This is a genomic window from Xanthomonas sp. NCPPB 3959 (assembly GCF_056675575.1).
This window is the reverse complement of sequence record NZ_JBWWVR010000001.1, coordinates 541068-564711: the sequence shown is the minus strand read 5'-3', so window position 1 is coordinate 564711 and position 23644 is coordinate 541068. Positions and strand designations below refer to the sequence as shown.

The 23644-nt window shown below is 64.5% G+C and carries 19 protein-coding genes; 11 read left to right on the top strand and 8 right to left on the bottom strand.

Annotated elements, in window-relative coordinates; translation table 11 throughout:
- Positions 1–62: 62 nt before the first annotated feature.
- Complete coding sequence (locus AC1KVG_RS02190) at positions 63–833, bottom strand: glutaminyl-peptide cyclotransferase (protein ID WP_481093348.1); 771 nt, start codon at positions 831–833, stop codon at positions 63–65.
- Between the two features lie 164 nt (positions 834–997).
- On the opposite strand from AC1KVG_RS02190, the gene AC1KVG_RS02185 reads away from it, so the two are divergent.
- On the top strand, positions 998–1435 hold the full coding sequence (locus tag AC1KVG_RS02185) for a hypothetical protein (protein WP_006452110.1): 438 nt from the start codon (positions 998–1000) through the stop codon (positions 1433–1435).
- A 395-nt stretch (positions 1436–1830) separates the two neighbouring features.
- On the opposite strand, the gene AC1KVG_RS02180 is transcribed toward AC1KVG_RS02185, so the two are convergent.
- Genes AC1KVG_RS02180 through AC1KVG_RS02170 form a run of 3 tightly spaced genes read right to left on the bottom strand, consistent with a single transcriptional unit; the run spans position 1831 to position 5339 of the window.
- Entirely contained in the window at positions 1831–3465 is a 1635-nt protein-coding gene (locus tag AC1KVG_RS02180; RefSeq protein WP_481093347.1) for a pseudouridine synthase, read from the bottom strand.
- The gene (gene scpB / locus AC1KVG_RS02175; RefSeq protein ID WP_481093346.1) at positions 3458–4420 is read right to left on the bottom strand and encodes an SMC-Scp complex subunit ScpB; all 963 of its coding nucleotides are present in this window, start codon (positions 4418–4420) and stop codon (positions 3458–3460) included. The genes AC1KVG_RS02180 and scpB overlap by 8 nt, the downstream gene beginning before the upstream one ends.
- 13 nt (positions 4421–4433) lie before the next feature.
- On the bottom strand, positions 4434–5339 hold the full coding sequence (locus tag AC1KVG_RS02170; protein WP_023904160.1) for a segregation and condensation protein A: 906 nt from the start codon (positions 5337–5339) through the stop codon (positions 4434–4436).
- A gap of 369 nt (positions 5340–5708) precedes the next feature.
- On the opposite strand from AC1KVG_RS02170, the gene AC1KVG_RS02165 reads away from it, so the two are divergent.
- The 10 genes from AC1KVG_RS02165 to AC1KVG_RS02120 all read left to right on the top strand — a co-directional run bounded on the left by AC1KVG_RS02165 (position 5709) and on the right by AC1KVG_RS02120 (position 19725).
- On the top strand, positions 5709–6008 hold the full coding sequence (locus AC1KVG_RS02165; RefSeq protein WP_115040137.1) for a YciI family protein: 300 nt from the start codon (positions 5709–5711) through the stop codon (positions 6006–6008).
- Entirely contained in the window at positions 6005–6274 is a 270-nt protein-coding gene (locus AC1KVG_RS02160; protein WP_104550822.1) for a BolA family protein, read from the top strand. The genes AC1KVG_RS02165 and AC1KVG_RS02160 overlap by 4 nt, the downstream gene beginning before the upstream one ends.
- Positions 6275–6598: 324 nt before the next feature.
- Positions 6599–7621: a LacI family DNA-binding transcriptional regulator gene (locus tag AC1KVG_RS02155; RefSeq protein ID WP_006451820.1), complete on the top strand. Its 1023-nt coding sequence runs from the start codon at positions 6599–6601 to the stop codon at positions 7619–7621.
- 152 nt (positions 7622–7773) lie between these two features.
- The gene (locus tag AC1KVG_RS02150) at positions 7774–10752 is read left to right on the top strand and encodes a TonB-dependent receptor (RefSeq protein WP_481093345.1); all 2979 of its coding nucleotides are present in this window, start codon (positions 7774–7776) and stop codon (positions 10750–10752) included.
- A gap of 100 nt (positions 10753–10852) precedes the next feature.
- A complete protein-coding gene (locus AC1KVG_RS02145) occupies positions 10853–12490 on the top strand; it encodes a glucoamylase family protein (protein WP_043889243.1) in 1638 nt (545 codons plus the stop codon).
- A 3-nt stretch (positions 12491–12493) separates the two neighbouring features.
- Positions 12494–13876, top strand: a complete 1383-nt coding sequence (locus tag AC1KVG_RS02140) for a sugar ABC transporter substrate-binding protein (protein ID WP_481093344.1) — start codon at positions 12494–12496, stop codon at positions 13874–13876.
- Positions 13873–14757 carry a carbohydrate ABC transporter permease gene (locus tag AC1KVG_RS02135; RefSeq protein WP_006451816.1) on the top strand — a complete coding sequence of 295 codons (885 nt, stop codon included), beginning with the start codon at positions 13873–13875 and terminating at the stop codon, positions 14755–14757. Before AC1KVG_RS02140 ends, AC1KVG_RS02135 begins: the two co-directional genes overlap by 4 nt.
- Complete coding sequence (locus AC1KVG_RS02130) at positions 14754–15590, top strand: carbohydrate ABC transporter permease (RefSeq protein WP_115040133.1); 837 nt, start codon at positions 14754–14756, stop codon at positions 15588–15590. The genes AC1KVG_RS02135 and AC1KVG_RS02130 overlap by 4 nt, the downstream gene beginning before the upstream one ends.
- Positions 15591–15616: 26 nt before the next feature.
- On the top strand, positions 15617–18754 hold the full coding sequence (locus tag AC1KVG_RS02125; RefSeq protein WP_481093343.1) for a discoidin domain-containing protein: 3138 nt from the start codon (positions 15617–15619) through the stop codon (positions 18752–18754).
- The gene (locus AC1KVG_RS02120; protein ID WP_481093342.1) at positions 18751–19725 is read left to right on the top strand and encodes an endonuclease/exonuclease/phosphatase family protein; all 975 of its coding nucleotides are present in this window, start codon (positions 18751–18753) and stop codon (positions 19723–19725) included. Before AC1KVG_RS02125 ends, AC1KVG_RS02120 begins: the two co-directional genes overlap by 4 nt.
- A 141-nt stretch (positions 19726–19866) precedes the next feature.
- Here AC1KVG_RS02120 and AC1KVG_RS02115 read toward each other — a convergent pair whose 3' ends face one another.
- The 4 genes from AC1KVG_RS02115 to AC1KVG_RS02100 form a co-directional block, all read right to left on the bottom strand.
- Positions 19867–21099 (bottom strand): TraB/GumN family protein, encoded by a 1233-nt coding sequence (locus AC1KVG_RS02115; RefSeq protein WP_023904151.1) that lies wholly within the window; start codon positions 21097–21099, stop codon positions 19867–19869.
- On the bottom strand, positions 21092–21619 hold the full coding sequence (locus AC1KVG_RS02110) for an N-acetyltransferase family protein (RefSeq protein WP_481093341.1): 528 nt from the start codon (positions 21617–21619) through the stop codon (positions 21092–21094). Before AC1KVG_RS02110 ends, AC1KVG_RS02115 begins: the two co-directional genes overlap by 8 nt.
- A gap of 4 nt (positions 21620–21623) precedes the next feature.
- Positions 21624–22508: a carbon-nitrogen hydrolase gene (locus AC1KVG_RS02105; RefSeq protein ID WP_481093340.1), complete on the bottom strand. Its 885-nt coding sequence runs from the start codon at positions 22506–22508 to the stop codon at positions 21624–21626.
- A gap of 77 nt (positions 22509–22585) precedes the next feature.
- Complete coding sequence (locus AC1KVG_RS02100) at positions 22586–23620, bottom strand: agmatine deiminase family protein (protein WP_481093339.1); 1035 nt, start codon at positions 23618–23620, stop codon at positions 22586–22588.
- Between the last annotated feature and the right edge of the window lie 24 nt (positions 23621–23644).

Below are 23644 nucleotides of genomic sequence, written 5' to 3'. Positions count from 1 at the left end.
CGCCAATGTCGCTTACGCCAATCCCGAATCCCGAATCCCGAATATCCAATCCCCAATCCCGGCTACTCAGCCAGCCGAATTTCGTAAAGCTTCGGCCAATGCTTGCCGGTCACGAACAGGCGATCGTGCTTGGCGTCATAGGCGATGCCGTTGAGCACATCGTTGCCCGGATCCGTCAGTGTCTCGGCATCCGGTACCAGTGCCTTCAGATCGATCCAGCCGACCACTTTGCCGCTGGCCGGGTCGATGCGTGCGATGCGCGTGGTCAACCAGACATTTGCCAACAACTCGCCTTTCACCCATTCCAGCTCGTTGAGGTTGTCCAGTGGCCTGCCGCTGGCGGTGACCTTGATGCTGCCCACCTGTTGCAGCGTCTCCGGATCGAGGCGGCGGATGGTGGAACTGCCATCGCTCATGTACAGGCTGCTGGCGTCGCTGGTCAGCGCCCAGCCCTCGCCGGAGTAAGCAAAACGCGTGCGCGGCGTGAGCGTGGCCAGGTCGTAGACGAAGCCCTGCTGATTGCGCCAGGTCAGCTGGATCAACTTGTCGCGCCAGGCCACGATGCCTTCGCCGAAGTAGGGCGGCGGTGTCGTGGCCTGCTGCAGGACGCGCCCCGTTTCCAGCGCGACCTTGCGCACGCTGGAACGACCAAGTTCACCGGTGCTTTCGTAAAGGTATCCGTCCAGATAGAACAGGCCCTCGGTGAACGCGGCGGTGTCGTGCGGATAGGTCTTCACCACGGTGTAGCGCTGGGTCGGAATGGCCTCGCCGGCAATGGCCACAGACGGCAATAGCAGGGTGGTCAACAGGGTGAGGTGAGCGGTACGCAACATGCCGCGATCATCCCATGCGCAAGGCGCTTTCTGCACCACCAGCACGCCTGGCGGCAGCGGCAATCATTCGCTGAACGGTCGCCTGTGCGATGCCCGGAGGTTGTCGCGACTGCCACGCCGGCGCTGCTAGGCTCGGCGCCACGTTCATCAACCGGAATGCCCACATGATCAAGTCGCTTTCCCTTTTCGCGCTGCTGGGCGCTGCCGCACTCGCACCGCAGGCCCAGGCTGCAGGCAACATCGACTGCAAACTGTCGTTCAATCTGGAAGGCTGGTCGGTGTTCTACAAGACCGCCAGCGGCACCGGCACCATCACCTGCGACAACGGTGCAGTGATTCCGGTCAAGATCTCCAGCAAGGGCGGTGGTCTGACGGTCGGCAAGTCCAAGATCACCGGCGGCCGCGGCACCTTCAGCGGCGCCTACAGCCTCAATGATCTGCTCGGCACCTACGCGGCTGCCGAAGCGCATGCAGGCATCGTCAAATCCAGCACCGCACAGGTCGTCACCAAGGGCGACATTTCGCTGGCTCTGGCCGGAACGGGCGAGGGCGTGGATCTGGGCGTCAATGTAGGCAACTTCGTGATCGAGCGTCGCAAGTAAGGCGCAGCAGATCGCGCTGAAGACGGCACTGAACAAGCACATCGGACGGCCGTGCAACACGCACTGCTCGTAACTACGCATACCGACCATCTCGACCGGTCCTTGCCCGCCCACCATCGCGGGACCTTACGCGGCATGGATGCCGCGTAAGAGCTTACACGGACGTACTTGCGGCGTGTCCCGCGATGGTGGGCGGGCAAGGACCCTGTAGCCAAGCCGCAGATCATCTTGTTGGCCGCGCTAAAGCTGCCTCGCGTGCCGGTTCGCTGGTGCGAGCCACAGTTAATATTTTCGCGCTTACTTCGATGTATCGCGTGATTCAAGCGGACATGATCCAAGCGAAAACGAAAAACGGCCCTTCGCAGGGCCGTTTTTTTTATTGCGCGTCTTGTAGCTTAGCGACCGCGATTGCCGCCACCTGGTGGCCGACGGTTGCCACCACCCGGGGGACGACCACCCGGGCCACCTGGGCCACGCGGTGCGCCGCCCGGACCACCGGGACCGCGATTACCGCCCGGTCCACGGTTGCCGCCGGGGCCGCCTGCACGTGCGCCGGTCGGGCGACCAGCTGCCGGACGTGCCGCGCCATACGGGCTGAAGCCCGGGTTGGCGTGGTCGGACGGGAAGCTCGGTGCGTTGCCCGGGTGACCGTACGGATGCTTGCGCTGACCTTGGCCTTGACCCTGCGACTGGCCTTGTCCACCGCCGCCGCCAGCACCGCCACGGCCTTGACCCTGGCCCTGACCGGCTGCACCCGGACGCGCACCGCCCGGACCCTTCTTGGCGTACGGACGTGCCTGACCGGTGCCGGGACCGCTGGGGCCGGCATTGCGGTGGCCGCTCGGGCCGGTGCTCACGCCATCGGGCACATACCAGCTGCGGAACGCGGCCGGATTGCCGTCCGGCAACGCGCGATCGCCCTTGCCCGGCGCGCGCGGCTTGAACGGGCGCTGCTGCGACTGCCGCGCGGCCGCTTCGCCGCTGACGGTGAGACCACCCTTGAAACCGCCGGGCTTGCCGCGACCACGGCCGCCGCGATCGTCGCGCGGGTTGTCGAAACGCCGCAGCTCGCGGCCTTCGTCGGCACCGGAGGTCTGGCCGTTGACGTAGGCATTGCTGCGACCATCGCGCGAGACATGCACGGTGGACTTGGCCGCACGGCGCTGGCCGATCACCGGCTGCAGCGTCAGTGCCGATGGTGCGCCTTCTTCCAGCTTGAGTTCGGCGCGCAGGGCGTCGACCTTTTCCTGCGCCACTTCGACCGACTGCCCACGCAGCAACTCGCGCGGCAGCGAGATCTTGCCGTAGCGGCTGCGCTTGAGGCGGCTGACCTGGCAGCCTTGCGACTCCCACAGACGGCGCACTTCGCGGTTGCGGCCTTCCTTGACCACCACGCGGAACCAGTCGTGCGAGTCGGTACCGCCGATGCGTTCGATCTCGTCGAACTTGGCGCCGCCGTCTTCCAGCAGCACACCGCGCGACAGGCGCTCGATGATGGCGTCGGAGACCTTGTCCTCGCCTTCCGGCGCGCGCACGCGCACCACGTATTCGCGTTCGACCTCGTAGGAGGGATGCATCATCGCGTTGGCCAGCTCACCGTCGGTGGTCAGCAGCAGCAGGCCGGTGGTGTTGATGTCCAGACGGCCGATGGCGATCCAGCGCGAGCCTTTCAATGCCGGCAGCGACTCGAATACGGTCGGGCGGCCTTCGGGATCTTCGCGCGTGGTCACTTCGCCTTCGGGCTTGTTGTAGATCAGCACGCGCGAGGGCTCGGTCAGCGCGCTGGCGACGAAACTGCGGCCGTCCAGCTCGATCTTGTCGCCACTGCGCACCGACATGCCGGTCTGCGCGACGGCGCCATTGACCTTGATCAGGCCATCGGCAATGCGCTGTTCCAGCGCGCGGCGCGACCCCAGGCCGGCCTGGGCCAGCACCTTGTGCAGGCGCTCTTCCAGCTTGGGCGCTTCGGGCGCGCTGTCGCGCTTGAGGGAGAGTTTGTTCAACGACAGCTTGCGGGGGGTGTCACTCATGTGTCTGGCTCCGGCCGACGCGTTGCGGGTCGGCCTCTGGGTCGGAATCGGCTTCGTCAACAGCCACGGTCGTCGTCGCGACGGCGTTGTCTTCGTCTTCGTTCACTGCATCCGCGCGCGTGCCCGGCGCGGTGTCGGGGGCGCCCTCACGGGCGTCGTCTGGGTCCAACGTGTTCTGGTCCTGCGCCGAGGCCTGCTCGGAGTGTTGCGGTGTTGCGTCGATCGGGTCTTCGGCATCGGCGACGTTGTCTATATTGCCGGCGTCGTGTGTTTCTTCATCCAATTCGGCATCGGTGGTGTCGCCATCAGAGTCCGCGTCTGCCGCATCGGCATGCGTCTCACCCAGCGCTGCATCCATCGCCACCGATGCCGGCACTGCGCCATCCAGCTGACCATCGCGGTCCAGCGGCAGCTGCGGTTCCAGCTCGGCGATGTCCTTCAACTCAGACAATGGCGGCAGCTCGTCCAATCGCTTGAGTCCGAAGTAGTCCAGAAACCCCTTGGTGGTACCGAACAGGGCCGGCTTGCCGGGCACGTCGCGGTGACCCACCACGCGGATCCATTCGCGTTCTTCCAGGGCCTGGATGATGTTGCTGCTGACCGCCACGCCGCGCACCTGCTCGATCTCGCCGCGGGTGATCGGCTGGCGGTAGGCGATCAGCGCCAGGGTTTCCAGCGTGGCGCGGGTGTACTTGGTGCGGCGCTCGGTCCACAGCCGGGCGACCCAGCCATGCACGTCGGCCTTGACCTGAAAGCGGAAGCCCGAGGCCACCTCGACCAGTTCCACGCCGCGGTCGGCGCAGCCCTCGCGCAACAGTTCCAGCGCGCGCTCGACGCTGCCGGGCGGCGCCGGCTCTTCTTCGGGAAACAAGCCCTGCAGCTGCGCCAGCGTCAACGGCTGGCTGCTCGCCAACAGGGCGGCTTCGATAATGCGGGTGATCAACGCTTGATCCATTCGGTGATCGGCTTCAGATAGGTTCGTTGGCGGCATCGCTGTCGTCGAATTCGCTGGAGAATTGCAACGGCGCATTGGTATTGCCCAACGCCAACGACTTCACGTAGATCGGCGCCAGCGGCGCTTCCTGCACGATGTCCAGCAACTGCTCCTTGGCCAATTCGAGCAGCGCCAGGAAGGTGACCAGCACGCCGAGCTTGCCTTCTTCGGCAGTGAACAGCGATTCGAAACGGTAGAACTTGCCATCGTCCAGACGGCTCAGCACGTCGCCCATGCGCTGGCGCACACTCAGCGCCTCGCGCTTGATCGCGTGGCCGGTGAACAGTTCGGCGCGCTTGAGCACGTCGTACAGCGCCATCAGCATTTCTTTCAGTTCCACCGGCGGCGGCAGCTTGACCGCTGCGCGCTCGGGCAGATGCGCCTGTACCGGCGCACTGTCGCGGCCCATGCGGGGCAGGGTGTCCAGATCCTCGGCGGCCTGCTTGAAGCGTTCGTATTCCTGCAACCGGCGTACCAACTCGGCACGCGGATCGTTTTCCTCGCCTTCCTGGCTGGGCGGGCGCGGTAACAGCATGCGCGATTTGATCTCGGCCAGAATCGCGGCCATCACCAGATATTCGGCCGCCAGTTCGAAGCGCAGCTCCTGCATCACATTGATGTAGTCCACGTACTGCCGGGTGATCTCGGCGACGGGGATATCCAGAATGTCCAGATTCTGGCGGCGGATCAGATACAGCAGCAGATCCAGCGGGCCTTCGAAGGCATCCAGGATGACTTCCAGCGCGTCCGGCGGAATATACAGATCCTGCGGGATCTGCAGCACCGGTTGCCCATGCACCACCGCCAGCGGCATTTCCTGCTGCTGTGGCGGCGCGCTTGTGGCTGGCGGATTCGCGTCGTGCGCGAGTTCGGAATTCATCAGGTCGACATCGGGTGTTACGGTCGCCGGCCGCGGTCTGAGCCGCGCCTGCAGGGCTTTGCCTTGAGTAATTGCAATCTAATGTCGTGCCTGTGCCGGCACGATCCCACAAATCCACGTACGCCAATCCACATGAAAGCAGACGCCACGTGGCATGCGGCGACGGAACAGCGAGGAGGTCGTCTACACGGGGCCGGTGGTAGGCAGCGAATCGGTCGTCGAGTGAGGCGTGGGGCCTGGGCCGACGGGCCGCTGCGTCCGGTTGCGTGTGCAGTGGTGCCAAGGGTAATGCGTGCGCGGGGGCGGTGTCCAGCGCTGACACGGCTAGAATCTCCGGCAGTGATCTTCAAGTCTTTGGCGAGGTGGCGTGTGTGGTACGTAATCGAAGGGTATGACCAGGCCGACGCACTGGCCGCGCGGCAGCAGGCGCGACCGGCGCATCTGGCACGTTTGCAGGCGCTTGCGGCGTCCGGCCGCTTGCTGGTGGCGGGCCCATGCCCGGCCATCGATGCCGAGGATCCGGGTCCGGCCGGTTTCAGCGGCAGCGTGGTCATTGCCGAATTCGAGTCGCTGGAACAGGCGCGCGTCTGGGCCGATGCGGATCCGTATGTAGCGGCGGGCGTGTATGTGCGCACCGAGGTCCGCCCGTTCCGGCGGGTGCTGCCATGAGCCGGGTCGAGCGGATCCGCGCCGCATTGCAGTCGGCCCTGGCGCCGAGCGAGCTGGAGGTGGTGGACGACAGCCATCGCCACGCCGGGCATGCCGGCGCGCGCGATGGGCGCGGGCATTTCAATGTGCGCGTGGTCAGTGCCGCGTTCGTTGGAAAGGCGCCGCTGGCCCGCCACCGGGCGGTGTACGCCGCAGTCGGCGAGATGATGCAGACCGATATCCACGCCTTGTCGATCGAGGCGTTTGCGCCTGGTGAGGCGGGGTAACCAGGTCCGCCGTCGTAGGAGCGCACCTGGGCGCGACAGGGGTTATCGGTAAGGCCCGTCGCGCCCAGGTGCGCTCCTACGGGGTCGACTGTCCCCTGACATGACGGAACAAACTGCCCCAACCGTGATCCACGTTGTGCTTCGCTGGTGGACACGACAGTGCGGGATTGTTGCGACGCAGCACAATCTTTCACCTATTCATCACTTGCAGCTATTTGATCTGTAAGCGTTTTCATTGATGTGAAGATGGGGGTTTACGCCCTCATATGAAAACGCTTACAGTCCGCGCCAGTTTTGGGAACTCGGTCGCGGAGGGCGACACGAATGGCCAATGGTGCGGTCACCATCAAAGATGTCGCTCGGGAAGCACAGGTCTCCGTCGCAACGGTGTCGCGTGCGCTCAATGGGCACGATAACGTCGCCGGGCCGGTGCGCCAGTTGGTGCAGGAAGTGGCCGCGCGGTTGCGCTACAGCCCGCATGCGGCGGCGCGCAGCCTCAGCAGCCGACGCACACAGACCCTGGGCGTGGTGCTGCCGGATCTGTACGGCGAATTCTTTTCCGAACTGATCCGCGGCATCGACGGTGCGGCGCGCGCCGCTGGCCAGCACCTGCTGGTGTCCAGCTATCACGGCGACCCGGAAGCGCAGGGCAGGGCGTTGCAGTCCATGCGCGGACGTGTCGACGGCTTGCTGGTGCTGTCTCCCTACGCCGAGCAGCCGGGTTTTCTCACCGATAACCTGCCGCAGGCGCTGCCGACGGTGTTGATCAATGCGCATCTGCCCGGTGCCGATTATCCGGTACTGAGCATCGACGACCATGCCGGCGCCATGGCGATGACCGAGCATCTGCTGCGCGCCGGCCATCGGCGCATCGCCTTCATCGGCGGTCCGGCGCTCAATTTCGATGCGCGCGAACGCCTGCGCGGGTTCCGCGATGCGATCGCCGCGCATGGCGATCAAGCACAGGGTCTGGAATATCCGGGCGATTTCGACGAGGCCTCCGGTCACCGCGCCGGGCTGGCGATGCTGGCCGACGGCACGTTGCCGGATGCGGTGTTCGCCGCCAACGACATGACCGCGCTGGGCTGCCTGTACGCGTTTGCGCAGGCCGATGTCTCGGTGCCCGGCGATGTTGCCCTGGCGGGCTTCGACGATATTCCGCTGGCCCGTTTCGTCCATCCGGCACTGACCACGATGCGGGTCAGCATCGCCCACCTGGGCGGGCAGGCAATGACCCGGCTGATGCGGCTGGTCGACCAGACCGGCGACGACGACGGCATCCGCCAGTTGCTGACGCCAGAGCTGGTGATCCGCGCCTCCTGCGGTGCCGGCGAGCCCGGCCTCTGACTCCATTCGCTGCTGATCCATTCGGTCCTGACCTTTGTCTGGCCACTGACCTCTTCGCGGACGTTCTGTCCGCTCCCGCTGCCCCCGCAGCGGTCGTTCCTGCAAGACCGCAACGCCACAACAACACTCTGTACCGATCCCTGGAGGGACCAATGCGCCACCACAACCCCTATTCCGCCAGTCCGGCGCGCAAGCTGCTCAGCTGCGCCCTGGCCAGTTGCCTGCTGCTGGGCGCCGCACCGGCCTTTGCGCAGAGTGCTGCCGCGACCATCCGCGGCCAGGTCACCGTCGACTCCGCACCTGCCACCCAGGCACAGGTCACCGCCACCAACCTGGCCACCGGCCTGACCCGCAGCGTACAGGTCAGCAATGGCGGCTATTCGCTCGGCGGCCTGCCGCCGGGTTCGTACCGTCTGGACGTCACCGCCAATGGCCAGACCACCTCGCAGAACGTCACCGTGCAGGTCGGCCAGACCGCCACGTTGAACCTGGGCGTCGGCGGCGAACCTGCCACGGCCGACGGTGGTAACGCCACCACGCTGGATGCGGTGCAGGTGAAGGCGCCGCCGGTGCTGGTGGAAACCCGCACCTCCGAGAACGCCACGTATATCTCCAACGTGCAGATCCAGAACCTGCCGCGTGCCACGCGCAACTTCCTGGAACTGGCCGACACCGTGCCGAACGTGCAGTTCACCCGCGATGCCAACGGCACCACCAAGGTCCGTTCGGGCGCTACCTCGGCCGAAGGCACCAACGTCTACATCGACGGCGTGAGCCAGAAGAACTACGTGCTGACCGGCGGCGTCAGTGGCCAGGATTCCAGCCGCGGCAACCCGTTCCCGCAGTCGGCGATCGGCGAGTACAAGGTCATCACCTCCAACTACAAGGCCGAGTTCGACCAGGTCAGCGGCGCGGCCATCGTGGCTTCGTCCAAGTCCGGTACCAACGATTTCCACGGCAGCTTCTTCTGGGACACCAGCAACGACGGCTGGCGCGAAGAAAGCCCGCTGGAAAAACGCGCTGGCGTGCGCGACGACTTCGAAGAGACCCAGTACGGCGCGACCTTCAGCGGCCCGATCCTCAAGGACAAGGCGCATTTCTTCATCGCCTATGAAGCCAAGGAATACACCACCCCGAACGTGGTGATCCCCGGCTCGATCTATTCCGACCGCGTCGACCAGTTGCCGGCGCAGCTGCAGCCGCTGGTGGCCACCTACAGCACGCCGTTCAAGGAAGACCTGTACTTCGCCAAGATCGACTGGACCATCGGCGAGAACAACCTGTTCGAACTGAGCGGCAAGTACCGCAAGGAAGACGAGCTCAACGACGTCGGCGGCACCTCGACCTTCGAGCACGGCAGCATCAACGGCCAGGAAGAAAAGCGCGCCAACCTGCGCTGGCAGTACAGCGGTGCCAATTTCCTCAACGAAGCCAACCTCAGCTACGAGAGCGCGTTCTGGAACCAGGCGCCGATCAACAACGGCACCGGCTACGTGCTCAGCTACACGCCCAACCGTGGTAACGAGACCGACGTGCTCGCCGCAGGCGCGGGCAGCAGCTTCCAGCGCAAGGGCCAGAAGGGCTGGACGTTCCAGGACGATTTGACCTTGAACAGCCTGGAATGGCACGGCGCGCACACCGTCAAGATGGGCGTGAAGTTCAAGAGCATCGATCTGAATTCCACCCAGTTCAACCCGGCCAACCCGCAGTACTACTACAACATCCTCAGCGACGTCGAAACGCCGTACCGGGTGCGCTTCGGTGCGCCGCTGGTCGAAGGCGGCGGCTCGGTGGTGTCCAAGAACAAGCAGTACGGCATCTACCTGCAGGACGACTGGGAGGTCAACGAGCACTGGACCTTGAACCTGGGCGTGCGCTACGACTACGAAGAATCCCCGGCGTTTCTGGACTTCGTGACGCCCTCCGACGTCGCCGGTGCGTTGCAGAACTGGCCCAACCTGCAAAACGCCAACTACAACATCAACGACTTCATCAGCACCGGCAACAACCGCAAGGCGTTCAAGAACGCCTGGCAGCCGCGCCTGGGTGCCTCCTATGACCTATTCGGCGATCAGGCGCATGTGATCTACGGCGGTGCCGGCCGTGCGTACGACCGCAACATCTTCGATTACCTGGCCTTGGAGCAGCTCAACAACTCGTTCAACTCCTATAGCTACTACTTCACCAGCGCCAACAACCCGGCTTGCCTGGGCGACCCGTGCACCGCATGGAATCCGGCCTACAGCACGCAGGAAGGCCTGAACACGTTGACGGCCAACAGCACCGGCGGTGGCGGTCGCGAGGTCTACCTGATCGACAACAACATCAAGACTCCGTACTCGGACCAATACAGCATCGGCATGCGCAACATGGTGCCGCTGTGGGGCCAGGACTGGTACACCGATGTGACCTTGAGCCGCATCGAAAGTCATGACGGCTTCGCGTTCGTGCGCGGCAACCGTCTGCCGGACGGCTCGTTCTTCCAGCCGGGCACCACTTCCGGCTCGCCGAACGATGGTCCCGATGGCTACAGCGCCATCGTGCTGGGCACCAATGGCGTGGAAACCCGCAACAACCAGCTCGCCTTGCAGGTCGAAAAGCCCTATGACGAGGAATCCGGCTGGGGCCTAACCGTGGCCTACACCTTCTCCGATGCCAAGGAAAATCGCCAGTTCGGCGAGCATTACGCACTGGATCGCGAACGCGTCGAAGACTACGGCTGGCGTGAGGCCGGCGGTATCGCCAAGAATCGTCTGGTGGTCACCGGCATCTACGAGCTGCCTTACGAAATCAAGCTGTCCGGCAAGCTGTCACTGGCCAGCCAGACCGCGCGCTATGGCCAGAACTGCGTGGCCGGCAACGACCAGTGCTATATCGTCCAGTTCAAGCCGGACGGCACGCTGGGCTACAAGGAGTTCAGCATCGCGGCCAATAAAGAATGGGATACCGGCGGCGGTGTCAAATTCAACGTGCGTGCGGATATCCTCAACGTGTTCAATTGGGTGAACTACGCCAACTTCAACGGCGAAACCGGGACACTCGAAGACTTGAACACGGCTTACGGCACACCAACCGGTGTGCTGGCGTCGCCGATGCGTACCTTCCGTCTGGCCTTCGGCCTGAACTGGTGAGGTACTCGACCGCCCTGGCAGTGTCAGGGCGGTCGAACTCGGCGCCTGGATAGGGTAGGTTGGCGTGCGAGATGTAATCGATTACACGAGTGGGGGGCGGATGAACAGGGGCAGGACTTCGTATTGGTTGACGATTCCACTATTGCTGGGCGCGCTGGTGCTGGCGTCATGCAAACAGGCCGAGGAACCTAAGGTGGCCGAAAAGAAGGCACCGGTGAAAGTCATTCTGGTGGAAGCGCAGCTGCCACCCAAACCGGTCAAACCGCCGTTGCCGCCGCTGTTTTCGGACATCGAGCGACGCACCTTCCAGTTTTTCTGGGACACCACCAACGAACTCAACGGACTGGCACCGGATCGGTTTCCGTCGCGCCCGTTCGCCAGTATCGCGTCGGTCGGGTTTGCGCTGACCGCGTATCCGATCGGGATCGAGAATGGGTGGATCAGCCGCAATCAGGCGATCGACCGCACCTTGACCACACTGAAATTCTTCCGCGATGCGCCAATGGGGCCGCAGCGGACCGGTAGGGCCGGTTACAAGGGCTTCTACTACCACTTTCTGGACATGCAGCAGGGCAACCGGTACGACAGCTGGGTCGAGCTGTCGAGCGTGGACACCGCGCTGCTGATGATGGGCGTGTTGTTCACCCAGTCGTATTACGACGGCGAGGACCCGCGCGAAAAAGAGATCCGCCAGATCGCCGACACGCTGTACAAGCGTGTGGACTGGCGCTGGCTGCAGCAGCGTGCACCGCTGATCTCGATGGGCTGGTTCCCCGAGAGCGGCTTCATCGACCACGACTGGATGGGCTACAACGAAGCGATGATGCTGTACATCCTCGCGCTCGGCTCGCCCACCCACGGTGTCGATGCGGAGGCATGGACCAGTTGGACCCGCACCTACAACAACGACTGGGGCGTCTACCAGGGTCAGGAATACCTGTCCTTCGGCCCGCTGTTCGGTCACCAATACAGCCACGTCTGGATCGATTTCCGCGATATCCAGGACCAGTACATGCGCGAGCGCGGCATCGACTACTTCCTCAACAGCCGCCGCGCCACGCTGGCGCAGCGCGACTACGCCATCGACAACCCGATGAAGTGGAAGGACTACGGCGAGAACGTCTGGGGCCTGACCGCCGGCGACGGCCCGCAGAACACCAGCCAGGAATACCGTGGCGAGCAGCGCCAGTTCCGCCATTACTCCTCGCGCGGCGCCGGCCTGCGCGAGAACTTCGACGACGGCACCATCGTGCCGTCGGCGGCGATCTCCTCGATCGTATTCGCGCCGGAGGTGGTGATTCCGGCGGCCGAAGAAATGCACAAGCGCTACGGCGACTTCCTGTATTCCAGCTACGGCTTTCTGGATTCGTTCAACCCCAGCTTCAATTACGACATCCCGCTCAAGACCGGGCGCATGGTGCCGGACCGCGGCTGGGTGGCCAGCGACTACATCGCCATCGACCAGGGCCCGATCCTGGCAATGATCGCCAACTACCAGAACGAATTCGTCTGGACGGTGATGAAGAAGAACCCCTACATCCGCGCCGGTCTGGAACGCGCCGGCTTCACCGGCGGTTGGCTCACCCCCGAAGGCGAGCCGCAGCCGTTGCCCAAGAAGGACGAGCAGGCAGCCGCTGCCCGCTCGCTGGGCATGGCCGAGTCGCGCGCCGCCGCCGCCCAGGCCCAGCAGGACCCGTCGCAGCGGCAAAACTCCACGCAACGCCCCAAACCCGAGTAATCCGTGCGCCTTTTGAAATTGTTGATACTGGCCGCCGCCCTGTGTGCAGGTGCGGCGGGATGCGACCGCGCCGACCCGGCCAAGACCACCGTGCGCTTCTGGGCCATGGGCAAGGAGGCCGAAGTGGTCGCCGAGCTGGTGACCGAGTTCGAGAAGCAGAACCCGGACATCCGCGTGGATGTGCAGAACATCCCGATGACGGCAGCGCACGAAAAACTGCTCACCGCCTTCGCTGCGGATGGCTTGCCGGACGTGTGCCAGCTCGGCAACACCTGGCTGCCGGAGTTCGCCTTGCTCGACACGCTGGAACCGATGCAGCCGTACGTGGCGCGCTCCAGGATCGTCGACCCGCAGGATTACTTCCCGGGCGTGTGGGACACCAATCTGGTCGACGGCACCTTGTATGGGGTGCCGTGGTATGTGGACACGCGGCTGCTTTTCTATCGCAAGGATCTGCTGCGCGAAGCCGGCTATAACGAGATGCCCAAGACCTGGGCCGGGATGGAACAGGTGATGGCGGCGATCAAGCGCAAGGTTGGCCCGGACCGCTACGCCATCCTGATGCCGCTTAACGAATTCGAGCAGCAGCTGTCGTTCGCCCTGCAACAGGACGATCGCCTGCTGCGCGACCACGACAACTACGGCAACTTCCGTGGCGAAGGCTTCCGCAAGGCGCTGGGCTTCTACGACAACATGTATCAGAAAGGCTGGGCACCGAAGGTCTCCGAGACCCAGGTCTCCAATGTCTGGTACGAATTCTTCAACGGCTATTACGCGTTCTATCTGTCCGGCCCGTGGAACGTGCGCGAGTTCAAGTTGCGCCAGCCGCCGGGCATGGAAGGCAAGTGGGGCACCGCGCCGCTGCCGGGTCCGAACGGTTTGGGTGCCGGCATTGCCGGCGGTTCCAGCCTGGTGATCTTCAAGTCGTCCCAGCACAAGGACGCCAGCTGGAAGCTGATCGAATACCTGTCGCAGCCGCAGGTGCAGGCGCGCTTCCACGCCATCATCGGCGACCTGCCGCCGCGTCGCAGCACCTGGAAGTTGCCCTCGCTGGCCAACGACGAACTGGCGCATGCCTTCGGCGACCAGCTGGAGCGGGTCAAGGCCACGCCCAAGGTGCTGGAGTGGGAGCGCATCGTGCAGGAAATGCGGCTGGTGACCGAGCGGGTGGTACGTGGCGGCCAATCGCACGAGGCCGCCGTGCAGGAACTGGATAAACGCGTGGACGAGATTCTGGCCAAGCGCCGCTGGATCTTCGAACAGGAAGGCGGGCATGTCGGCCCGGCGGGTGACTCGGCCCAACCTGCCGCTGCCCCGGTCGCAGCGCCCGTCGTGACGCCGGCCGCCGCGCCAGCTGCAACAGCGGACAAGGAGGCAGCACGATGATGAAGCGCAATTCGGTCGCCGGCTGGGTGTTTGCCGCGCCCTCGATCCTGGTGCTGGGCATGTTCTTCGGCGTGCCGGTGTTCGCCGCGCTGGTGCTCAGCGTCACCGACTTCGACCTGTACGCGCTGGCCGACAGCAGCCATCTGCGCTTCGTCGGCCTGGGCAATTACATCGAGCTGCTGCAGACGCCGCTGTTCTGGAAGTCGTTGTGGAACACCACGTACTTCGTGCTGCTGGGCGTGCCGATGTCGATCGGCGTGTCGCTGGGCGCGGCCTTGCTGCTCAACGCCAAGGCCTCGCGCTTCAAGGCGGTGTTCCGCACCGCGTTGTTCGCCCCGGTGGTGACCACGCTGGTGGCGGTGGCGGTGATCTGGCGCTACCTGTTCCACATCAAGTACGGCCTGGTGAACTTCGGTCTGAGCCATCTGGGCATCGCCCCGATCGACTGGCTGGGCGACCCGCGCTGGGCGATGCCGACCATCATGCTGTTCGCAGTGTGGAAGAACTTCGGCTACAACATGGTGATCTTCCTGGCCGGCCTGCAGGCGATTCCGCAAGACCTGTATGAGGCCGCGCGCATCGATGGCGCCTCGCGCTGGAAGCAGTTCCTGCACATCACCCTGCCGATGCTCGGCCCGGTGCTGATGGTGGTCGGGGTGATCACCATCTCCGGCTATTTCCAGCTGTTTGCCGAGCCCTACGTGATGACCCGCGGCGACCCACTGCAAAGCACCGTGAGCGTGCTGTATTTCATGTTCGAGGAAGGCTTCAAGTGGTGGAACCTCGGCCGCGCGTCGGCGGTGGCGTTCCTGCTGTTCCTGATCATCCTGGCGGTGACCACCGTGATGCTGCGCTTCGGTCGCAAGAGAGATTTGATATGAGTCGTGATGTCGGCCAATCGCGCTGGAATGCCGTGCTGATCAACGGCGGTTTGCTGGTGTTGGCCCTGGTCAGCCTGGCGCCGCTGCTGTGGATGCTGTCGGTGTCGTTCATGCCCACCGGCGAGGCCAGCCGCTTCCCGCCGCCGATGCTGCCTTCGGCGTTCACCCTGGCCAATTACCACGAGCTGTTCGCGCGCACCGGCATGGCGCGCAACTTCGCCAACAGCCTGATGGTGTCCGGGCTGATCACGCTCGGCTCGTTGCTGATCAACACCATGGCCGGCTATGCGTTCGCCAAGCTGCAATTCGTCGGCCGCGAGCGCATCTTCAAGATCCTGATGGCCGCGCTGGTGATCCCGGCGCAGGTGGCGATGCTGCCGTTGTTCCTGCTGATGAAGCAGCTGCATCTGGTCAACAACATCGGCGGGGTGGTGGTGCCGGCGTTGGCGACGGTGTTCGGTATCTTCCTGGTGCGCCAGTACGCGCGCAGCATTCCCGATGAGCTGATCGAAGCCGCGCGCATCGATGGCGCCAGCGAGATGCGCATCTTCTTCCAGATCGTGCTGCCGATGCTCAAGCCGGTGCTGGTCACCTTGACCATCTTCACCTTCATGGGCTCGTGGAACGACTTCATGTGGCCGCTGATCGTGCTGACCGACCAGGAGCAATACACCTTGCCGGTGGCGCTGGCGGCACTGTCGCGCGAGCACATCATGGACGTGGAACTGATGATGGCCGGCGCGGTGGTGACGGTGATTCCGGTGCTGCTATTGTTCGTCGCGCTGCAGCGTTACTACATCCAAGGTCTTCTGCTGGGGAGTGTGAAGGGGTGAAGCGAGTGTTCCTGCGACTGTTTGCCATGGCCGCTGTCGTCACGTCTGCGGGCGCGGCGCAGGCGCAGGAGCGCGTGCTCGACGGTTTCAACGACATCGGCGCCTGGCGCCTGGTGGTGTCCAATCAGGTCAGCGGTTCGCTGCGGCCGGTGGCCACCACATCCGGCGGGCATGCGCTGTGCCTGGACTACAACTTCAACGGCGTGTCCGGCTATGTCGGCATCCGTCGCAACCTGCCGATCGAGTATCCGGACAACTACCGCCTCGGCTTCGCGCTGCGCGGTGAATCGCCGTCCAACGATTTGCAGGTCAAGCTGATCGATGCCAGCGGCGACAACGTGTGGTGGGTCAACCGGCCGGGCTTCAATTTTCCGAAGAATTGGACCAGCTTCGCCTACCGCAAGCGCAACATCGAAAAAGCCTGGGGACCAGGCCAGGACAAACAGCTGCGCAGCAGCGCGGATTTCGAATTCACCGTCTACAACAAGGTGGGCGGCAAGGGCTCGGTCTGCTTCGATCGGCTGACCCTCACACCGCTGCCGCCGGAAGACACCTCGCCGTTGAAGGCCGAGGCCATCACCGACACCGCGCCCGCACTGGAACAACGCCTGGCCGACGGCAAGCCGGAGACCTTCTGGCTGAGCGGCGCGGTCAAGCAACAGACCGTGACGCTGGATCTGGGCAAGGTGCGCGAATTCGGCGGTGCGGTGGTGCAGTGGGTGCCGGGCCTGCAGGCCTCGCAATACGTGGTACGCGCCTCCAGCGACGGGCGTGGCTGGCGCGATCTGCGCACCGTCACCGCCGGTGCCGGCGGCACCGATTGGCTGGCACTGCCGGACACCGAGGCGCGCTATCTGCGTTTCGATCTCAAGGATGGCCCCAACTGGCGTTACGGCATCAAGGAAGTGCAGCTGCAGCCGCTGGCCTTCGCCGCAACGCCCAATGATTTCATCAAGTCGCTGGCCGCACAGATGCCGCGTGGCAGCTATCCGCGCGGTTTCTCCGGCGAGCAGCCGTACTGGACCATCCTGGGCCTGGATGGCGGCACCGAGCAGGGTCTGATCGGCGAAGACGGCGCGGTGGAAGTGGGCAAGGGCGGTTTCAGTATCGAACCGTTCGTGGTCACCGGCGGCAAGCTGCTGCATTGGTCCGACGTCAGCAGCGAGCAGAGCCTGCAGGACGATTACCTGCCGATTCCCAGCGTCGACTGGCACCACGACCTGATGAATCTGCGCGTCACCGCTTTCGTGCAGGGCACACCGGATCAGGCGCAGTTGGTCGCACGCTACCAACTGCACAACACCGGCAAGGAGGCGCGCGACTTCACCCTGGCATTGGCGGTGCGTCCGTTCCAGGTCAACCCGCCGGCGCAGTTCCTCAACACCCTGGGCGGCGTCAGCCGGATCGAGCAACTGGCCGTGGACGGCGCGCAGGTCAGCGTCAACGGCAAGCCGCGCGTATTCGCCGCGCAGCGTCCGGATGCCGGCTTTGCCAGCGCCTTCGACAGCGGCATGGACGTCAGCCATCTCACCGCTGCCACGCCGCCGACGATCACCCAGGTGAAAGACGAGACCGGTCTGGCATCGGGCGTGCTGTTGTATCGCTGGAAGCTGGAGCCTGGCCAACGGCGCGAAGTGGCGTTGGTGATTCCGCAAACCGGCACCGCGCAACTGCCGGCCGGCTTCGATGCCGACAAGGCGCAACAGCAGGTTGCCCAGCAGTGGCGCAGCAAGCTCGATCGCGTACGCATCAGCGTGCCGGCCGAAGGCAAGCCGGTGGTTGATACCTTGCGCACCGCGCTGGCGCATATGTTGATCTCGCGTATCGGCCCGCGCCTGCAGCCGGGCACACGCTCGTATTCGCGCAGTTGGATCCGCGATGGCGCGATGATTTCCGAGGGCCTGTTGCGGCTCGGCCGCGAAGACGTGGTGCGCGAGTACGTCGACTGGTTCGCGCCGTATCAATTCGACAACGGCATGGTGCCGTGCTGCGTGGACGACCGCGGCAGCGACCCGGTGCCGGAGAACGACAGCCACGGCGAGCTGATCTTCAATATCGCCGAGTATTACCGCTATACCGGCGACAAGGCGTTCCTGGAAAAGATGTGGCCGCACGTCACCGGCGCCTACGACTACATGGAAACGCTGCGCGCCAGCGAGCGCACCGAAGACAACTTCATGCGCAATCCGGCCTTCTACGGAATGATGCCGGTGTCGATCAGCCACGAAGGCTACTCGGCCAAGCCGGTGCATTCGTACTGGGATAATTTCTGGGCGCTGCGCGGCTACAAGGATGCGGTGATGCTGGCCGGCGCGCTCGACAAGCCCGACGAAGTCGCCCGCTTCAGCACTGCACGCGACGAATTCAGTGGCGACCTGATCGCCTCGCTTGGTGCGGCGGTGCGCCAGCACACTCTCGATTTCCTGCCTGGCTCGGCCGAGCTCGGCGACTTCGATGCGACCTCGACCACCATCGCGCTGGCACCGGGTGGCGAGCAGCAACGCCTGCCGCAGGATCTGCTGACCAATACCTTCGAGCGCTACTGGAAGGAGTTCTCAGACCGCCGCGACAGTAAGCGCGAGTGGAAGGACTACACGCCGTACGAATGGCGCAACGTGGCCGCGTTCGTGCGCCTGGGCTGGCGCGACCGCGCCTGGGACGCCACCGCATTCTTCTTCAAGGACCGTGCGCCGCAGCCGTGGAATCAATGGGCCGAAGTGGTCTCGCGCACGCCACGCACACCGTTCTTCGTCGGGGATCTGCCACATGCCTGGGTCGCCTCGGACTTCGTGCGCTCGGTACTGGACATGTTCGCCTACGGCCGCGAATCCGATGCCAGCCTGGTGATTGCGGCCGGCACGCCCACGCGCTGGTTCGAAGGCAAGGGAATTGGGATTGCCGAATTGCGCACCCCGTACGGGCGTCTCAACTACACCCTGCAACGCACCGACAAGCAACTGGTCCTGCAACTGCAGCCCGGCCTGATTTTGCCGCCGGGTGGAGTGGTGTTGCCTTGGCCGTACCAGGGCACGCCGGGCAAGGCCAGCATCAACGGCGAATCGGCCGAATGGCAGAATGGTGAACTGCGCATCCAGCAACTGCCGGCCAATGTGCAGATCGATGTGCCCAGCGCGGTGCGGCGCGCCGAGCGCGCTACGCAATGAATGACGCACGTCAGCCTACCCGGGCAGCGCCGGCGCGGCGACGTGCCGGATGGCCGGTCGTGTTGGCTGCGCTGCTGTGCTCTGTTGCTGTCCATGCCACGCAGGCCACCCACCCCGTGCAGGCCGTGCAACCCGCACAAGTAGACAAGAACGATCACGCAGCACGCGCCTCCCAGGCCATGCAGTCGCCGAGCGCGGTGCAGCGCGAAATGACCCTGGTCACGCTCAACCTGCATCACGACCGCGAAGACTGGCCGGCACGTCGCGCCTACATCGCCAAACAGCTCAAGCAACTGGCGCCGGATGTGATCGCGCTTCAGGAAGTGATCGAACGGCGGAGCAGCGTGGAAAACCAGGCTGCCTGGCTGGCACGCAAGCTCGGGTACGAGTACACCTTCGCCTCGGTCGATCCGGTCGGCGCGCCCAAGCGCTACGGCAATGCGTTGTTGAGCCGGCGCAAAGTGCTGGCCATGCATCAGCGCCTGCTGCAGCCCTTGGACGATTACCGCGTCGCCGCGCATTTGCAGGTCGATGTCGACGGCCAGCCGGTCAACGTCTACGTCACCCATCTCAACGAACGCGCCGATGTACGCGGCACCGCCACGCGCACGCGACAGGTGGCCGACCTGCTGGACTTTATTTCCTCCAACAGCGATCAAGCACCTGTCGTGATCGCCGGCGATTTCAATACCGCTGCCGATGCCCTCGATCTGGAAGCGCTACGCAAGGGCTATGGCGACAGCTACGGCAGCGTGCATCGCAACAGCGACGCCACGGTCAGCACCTTGAACCTGCACGTATTCGACAAGCCGGCGCGGATCGACCACGTGTTCTTCCAGCAAAACCGCCTGCTGGCCCGTGAAGCGCGCATCCTGTTCGACGCGCCGTACGCCGAAGGCCGCTGGGCCTCGGACCACTACGGCGTGTGGGTGCGCTTGCAGCTAGCGCCAGGCGCACCTGCCGCCCCGTAACCTGGCGCTTGCTCCAGCTCTCGTAGGAGCGCCCCTGGGCGCGATGAGGCTTTACCGGTAAAACCCCATCGCGCCCAGGGGCGCTCCTACGAAAGGCAACGAATGTTTCGCGGATTGCAGCGCAACGCATCGCCGCCGCAATCAACCATGCAGACGATTGAAGATCTGCACACCCGCCAGCCACACACCGGCCATGCTGCCAAAGTTGGTCAGCAGAAACGTCAGCACCACACGCGAGACGCGATTGCGGTACCAGCCGCGCAAGGTCTGCGCATCGTCGCGCAGCGTCAGGAAATCGCCATAGGCCGGCTTGCGCATATGCACCTCGACCAACGCGGCGAACGCGCCGGTCGGTACGCTCAGTCGGAACGGCTTGAACGGCGCGACCACCGCAGCGGTCAAAATGCTCAAGGGATGACTGCCGGCCAGCAGACAACCCAGCGCCGCCATACCGCCGGTGTACATCGCCCATTGCAACAACAAATCGGCGCCCATACTCAGGCCGCCGCGCCAGAAACCGATCCCGATGCCAACGATGATGACCGCCAGCACGCCCAGCGTGATCCATGGAACGCGCTTGCGTTGCTGCACGTATTCCAGCGATTCGCGCAGCGGGCCGGGTGCATCGGTGTCCTGTTCCAGATGCCGCGCAAGACCTGCCAGATGTCCCGCGCCGACCACCGCCAGCACCTCGTGCTGACCGGCGTTGGCTTCCTCGCGCAGACGCGCAGCCATGTACTGATCGCGCTCGGCAATCACGGTCTCGTACAGCTCCGGGCTTTCGCTGGCGAAATCGCCGAAGCTCGCCTCCAGCATGTCGCCTTGCTTGAGTTTTTCGATTTCCTCTTCGCCCACCTCATCGGCGGCGAACAAGCCGCTCAGCAAGCCGCCGGCCAGCTTCATCTTGCCGAAGAATCCCAGCCGCCCGGAGGCGCGCTTGAAGGTCAGGCCGACCTCGCGATCGATCAGATGCACCGGCAAGCCTTGTGCGCGCGCCAGATTGACCGCCTCCTTCAATTCCGCACCTGGCTCGATGCCGAGCTGCTTGGCCAGGCGGCGCTGATAAGCCGCCAGTGCCAGGTTCGCTGCGAACAATGCCACGCGGCCCTTGCGGATCACCTGCACCAGGTCCAGGCGGGCGAGGGCGTCCGGGTCGCTGAGCGCCTGCAGGCGCTGTGCATCCAGTTCCACCGCCACCGCGTCGTAGCGCCCGCTGCCGATCGCCCGCTGCACCGCGGCCACGCTGGCCAGCGAGACATGCGCAGTGCCGAGCAAGGTGTAGCGCACGCCATCGCGTTCGACGATGCGGTGCGGCTGGCCGGACAGCGCATCGTCCAGAACGTGGGTGGTCTGCTCAGTCATTGGGTCATTCATCAGAAGGAGGGGCGGTGTCACCGGGGCCGAGCGGGCGTTGCATCTGCAAACCGTCCAGCCAGCGGCCATGCTTGCGGCCGATTCCGGTGAACACTCCGACCGTGCGAAAACCAAAACGTTCATGCAGCCGTCGCGATGCCTGATTCTCGGCATCGCCGATCACCGCAATCATCTGTCGATAGCCGCGTTGTTCACAGCGTGCGATCAGCTCGCCCAACAAGGCCTTGCCGATGCCACGTCCTTGCATGTCGCTGGCAAGGTAGATCGAATTCTCCACGGTCCAGCGATACCCCGCACGTGCGCGGTACGCGCCAGCATAGGCATAACCGACCACTGCAGCATCGCGTTCGGCGACCAGATACGGATACCCGGCATCTACGGTGGCGCGCACCCGCGTGCGCATCTCGTCGCTCGACGGAGCGCTGTATTCGTAGCTGTTGACCCCGGCGATCTGCTCCGCATAGATCGCGGTGATCGCCGGGATGTCCGCCTCGCGGACCTCGCGTACCTCGACAGGCATGCGGTCAGTCGATGTAACGCTTGAGCAGATCGCCATACGCATCGATGCGGCGATCGCGCAGGAACGGCCAGATGCGCCGCACATGCTCGCTGCGCTGCAGATCGACATCGCATACCAGCACCGTCGGGTCCTGTCCGGCTTCGGCGATGAACTCGCCCTGCGGCCCCAGCACATGGCTGTTGCCCCAGAACTGGATGCCCGAGGCGCCCATCGGCGAAGGCTCATGCCCCACGCGGTTGCACGACAGCACCGGCACCCCGTTGGCCACTGCATGGCCGCGATGGCTGAGCACCCATGCATCGCGCTGACGCTCCTGTTCGGGTTGCTGATCGTCCGGATCCCAGCCGATCGCGGTGGGGTAGAGCAACAGTTCCGCACCGGCCAGCGCCATCAGGCGCGCAGCCTCGGGGTACCACTGATCCCAGCACACCAACACGCCGAGCCGACCCACCGAAGTATCGATCGGAGCGAAACCCAGATCGCCCGGCGTGAAGTAGAACTTCTCGTAAAAACCCGGGTCGTCGGGGATATGCATCTTGCGGTACTTGCCGAGCAGGCGGCCGTCCTTTTCGAACACCACCGCCGTGTTGTGATACAGCCCGGCAGCGCGGCGCTCGAACAACGAGGCCACCAGCACCACGCCATGTTGCTTGGCCAGCGCGCCGAGGCGCTCGGTGCTGGGGCCGGGAATCGGCTCGGCCAGATCGAATTCGTCCACCGACTCGTGCTGGCAGAAATACGCGCCGTTATGCAGTTCCTGCAGCAGCACCAGCTTGGCGCCCTGCGCAGCGGCTTCGGCCACACGCGATTCGATGATGGCCAGATTGGCCTCGGCGTCGCCGTGGTTGCGCTCCTGGATCAGCGCGACGGGAAGGAGATGACGGGTCATGGCAGCATCCAACTAGGTGGCGCACAGGGTAGCGCGCCATGGCGTAACACCGGCCTGCCGGCCGGAACAGGAATGACTCAGGCGGCCAACAGACCGGCGGGCAGTTGCATGGTCAAACAGTGCAGGCTGCCGTTCTGCCAGATCAGTGCCCGACACGGCACTGGCACGATTTCATGCTGCGGGAATGCTTCAGCCAGCACTGCCTGCGCAGTTGCATCGGCCTTGTCGCCATAGGCGGGCATCAGCACCGCACCATTGACGATGAGGAAATTGGCATACGAGGCCGCAAGACGGCGGCCGTGGTCGAGAATCGGCTCGGCCCACGGCAACACGGACAGGCGATACGGCTGCCCATCGGCCTTGCGCAGTGCAGCCAGTTCGGCGCCCATCGCCTGCAGTTCGGTGTAATGCGAATCGGTGACTACATCGCAGCCCTGGTAGACGATCGCATCCGGGCCGGCAAAGCGCGCCAGCGTATCGATATGCGCGTCGGTGTCGTCGCCTTCCAGATAGCCGTGATCCAGCCACAGCACGCGGTCCTGCGACAGCCATGCGGCAAGATCGCTGCTCAACGATTCGCGCGTGCGCTGCGGGTGCCGCTCATGCAGGCACTTCCAGGTTGTCAGCAAGGTGCCCGCACCGTCGGTCTCGATCGCACCGCCTTCCAGCGCAAAGTCGACCGTCTGCACCTGCGCCGGCACGAACACCTGCGCGGCATCCAGCGAGGTCACCAACTGATCGTCCAGGCTTGCCTCGAACTTGCCGCCCCAGCCGGTGAAGCGGAAATCCATCAGCCGGAAACCGCCATCCTGGCGCAACGTGATCGGGCCCGAATCACGCAGCCAGGTGTCGTTGTACGCCGCAATCACAAAGCGCACGCGCGCCATGTCCACCCGCGCCGAACGCAGCCGCGCTTCGGCATAAATCTGCAGATCGTCATCGGCCACGCAGACGATCACCGGCTCGAAACGGGAAATCGCCGTCACCAGCGCGATATAGGTCTCTTCCACCTCGGCCAGACGCTCGGCCCAATCGGTGCCCGCATGCGGCCACGCGATCAACACGGCGGATTGAGGTTCCCACTCGGCAGGAAAGCGAACGCTATCGGTCATACCTGAAAATTACCTATCGATACC

What these genes read in the sequence shown, in the direction of transcription:
- AC1KVG_RS02190 (WP_481093348.1), bottom strand. Translation starts at nt 833, where the DNA reads ATGTTGCGTACCGCTCACCTCACCCTGTTGACCACCCTGCTATTGCCG.
- AC1KVG_RS02185 (WP_006452110.1), top strand. Translation starts at nt 998, where the DNA reads ATGATCAAGTCGCTTTCCCTTTTCGCGCTGCTGGGCGCTGCCGCACTC.
- AC1KVG_RS02180 (WP_481093347.1), bottom strand. Translation starts at nt 3,465, where the DNA reads ATGAGTGACACCCCCCGCAAGCTGTCGTTGAACAAACTCTCCCTCAAG.
- scpB (WP_481093346.1), bottom strand. Translation starts at nt 4,420, where the DNA reads ATGGATCAAGCGTTGATCACCCGCATTATCGAAGCCGCCCTGTTGGCG.
- AC1KVG_RS02170 (WP_023904160.1), bottom strand. Translation starts at nt 5,339, where the DNA reads ATGAATTCCGAACTCGCGCACGACGCGAATCCGCCAGCCACAAGCGCG.
- AC1KVG_RS02160 (WP_104550822.1), top strand. Translation starts at nt 6,005, where the DNA reads ATGAGCCGGGTCGAGCGGATCCGCGCCGCATTGCAGTCGGCCCTGGCG.
- AC1KVG_RS02155 (WP_006451820.1), top strand. Translation starts at nt 6,599, where the DNA reads ATGGCCAATGGTGCGGTCACCATCAAAGATGTCGCTCGGGAAGCACAG.
- AC1KVG_RS02150 (WP_481093345.1), top strand. Translation starts at nt 7,774, where the DNA reads ATGCGCCACCACAACCCCTATTCCGCCAGTCCGGCGCGCAAGCTGCTC.
- AC1KVG_RS02145 (WP_043889243.1), top strand. Translation starts at nt 10,853, where the DNA reads ATGAACAGGGGCAGGACTTCGTATTGGTTGACGATTCCACTATTGCTG.
- AC1KVG_RS02135 (WP_006451816.1), top strand. Translation starts at nt 13,873, where the DNA reads ATGATGAAGCGCAATTCGGTCGCCGGCTGGGTGTTTGCCGCGCCCTCG.
- AC1KVG_RS02130 (WP_115040133.1), top strand. Translation starts at nt 14,754, where the DNA reads ATGAGTCGTGATGTCGGCCAATCGCGCTGGAATGCCGTGCTGATCAAC.
- AC1KVG_RS02125 (WP_481093343.1), top strand. Translation starts at nt 15,617, where the DNA reads ATGGCCGCTGTCGTCACGTCTGCGGGCGCGGCGCAGGCGCAGGAGCGC.
- AC1KVG_RS02120 (WP_481093342.1), top strand. Translation starts at nt 18,751, where the DNA reads ATGAATGACGCACGTCAGCCTACCCGGGCAGCGCCGGCGCGGCGACGT.
- AC1KVG_RS02115 (WP_023904151.1), bottom strand. Translation starts at nt 21,099, where the DNA reads ATGAATGACCCAATGACTGAGCAGACCACCCACGTTCTGGACGATGCG.
- AC1KVG_RS02110 (WP_481093341.1), bottom strand. Translation starts at nt 21,619, where the DNA reads ATGCCTGTCGAGGTACGCGAGGTCCGCGAGGCGGACATCCCGGCGATC.
- AC1KVG_RS02105 (WP_481093340.1), bottom strand. Translation starts at nt 22,508, where the DNA reads ATGACCCGTCATCTCCTTCCCGTCGCGCTGATCCAGGAGCGCAACCAC.
- AC1KVG_RS02100 (WP_481093339.1), bottom strand. Translation starts at nt 23,620, where the DNA reads ATGACCGATAGCGTTCGCTTTCCTGCCGAGTGGGAACCTCAATCCGCC.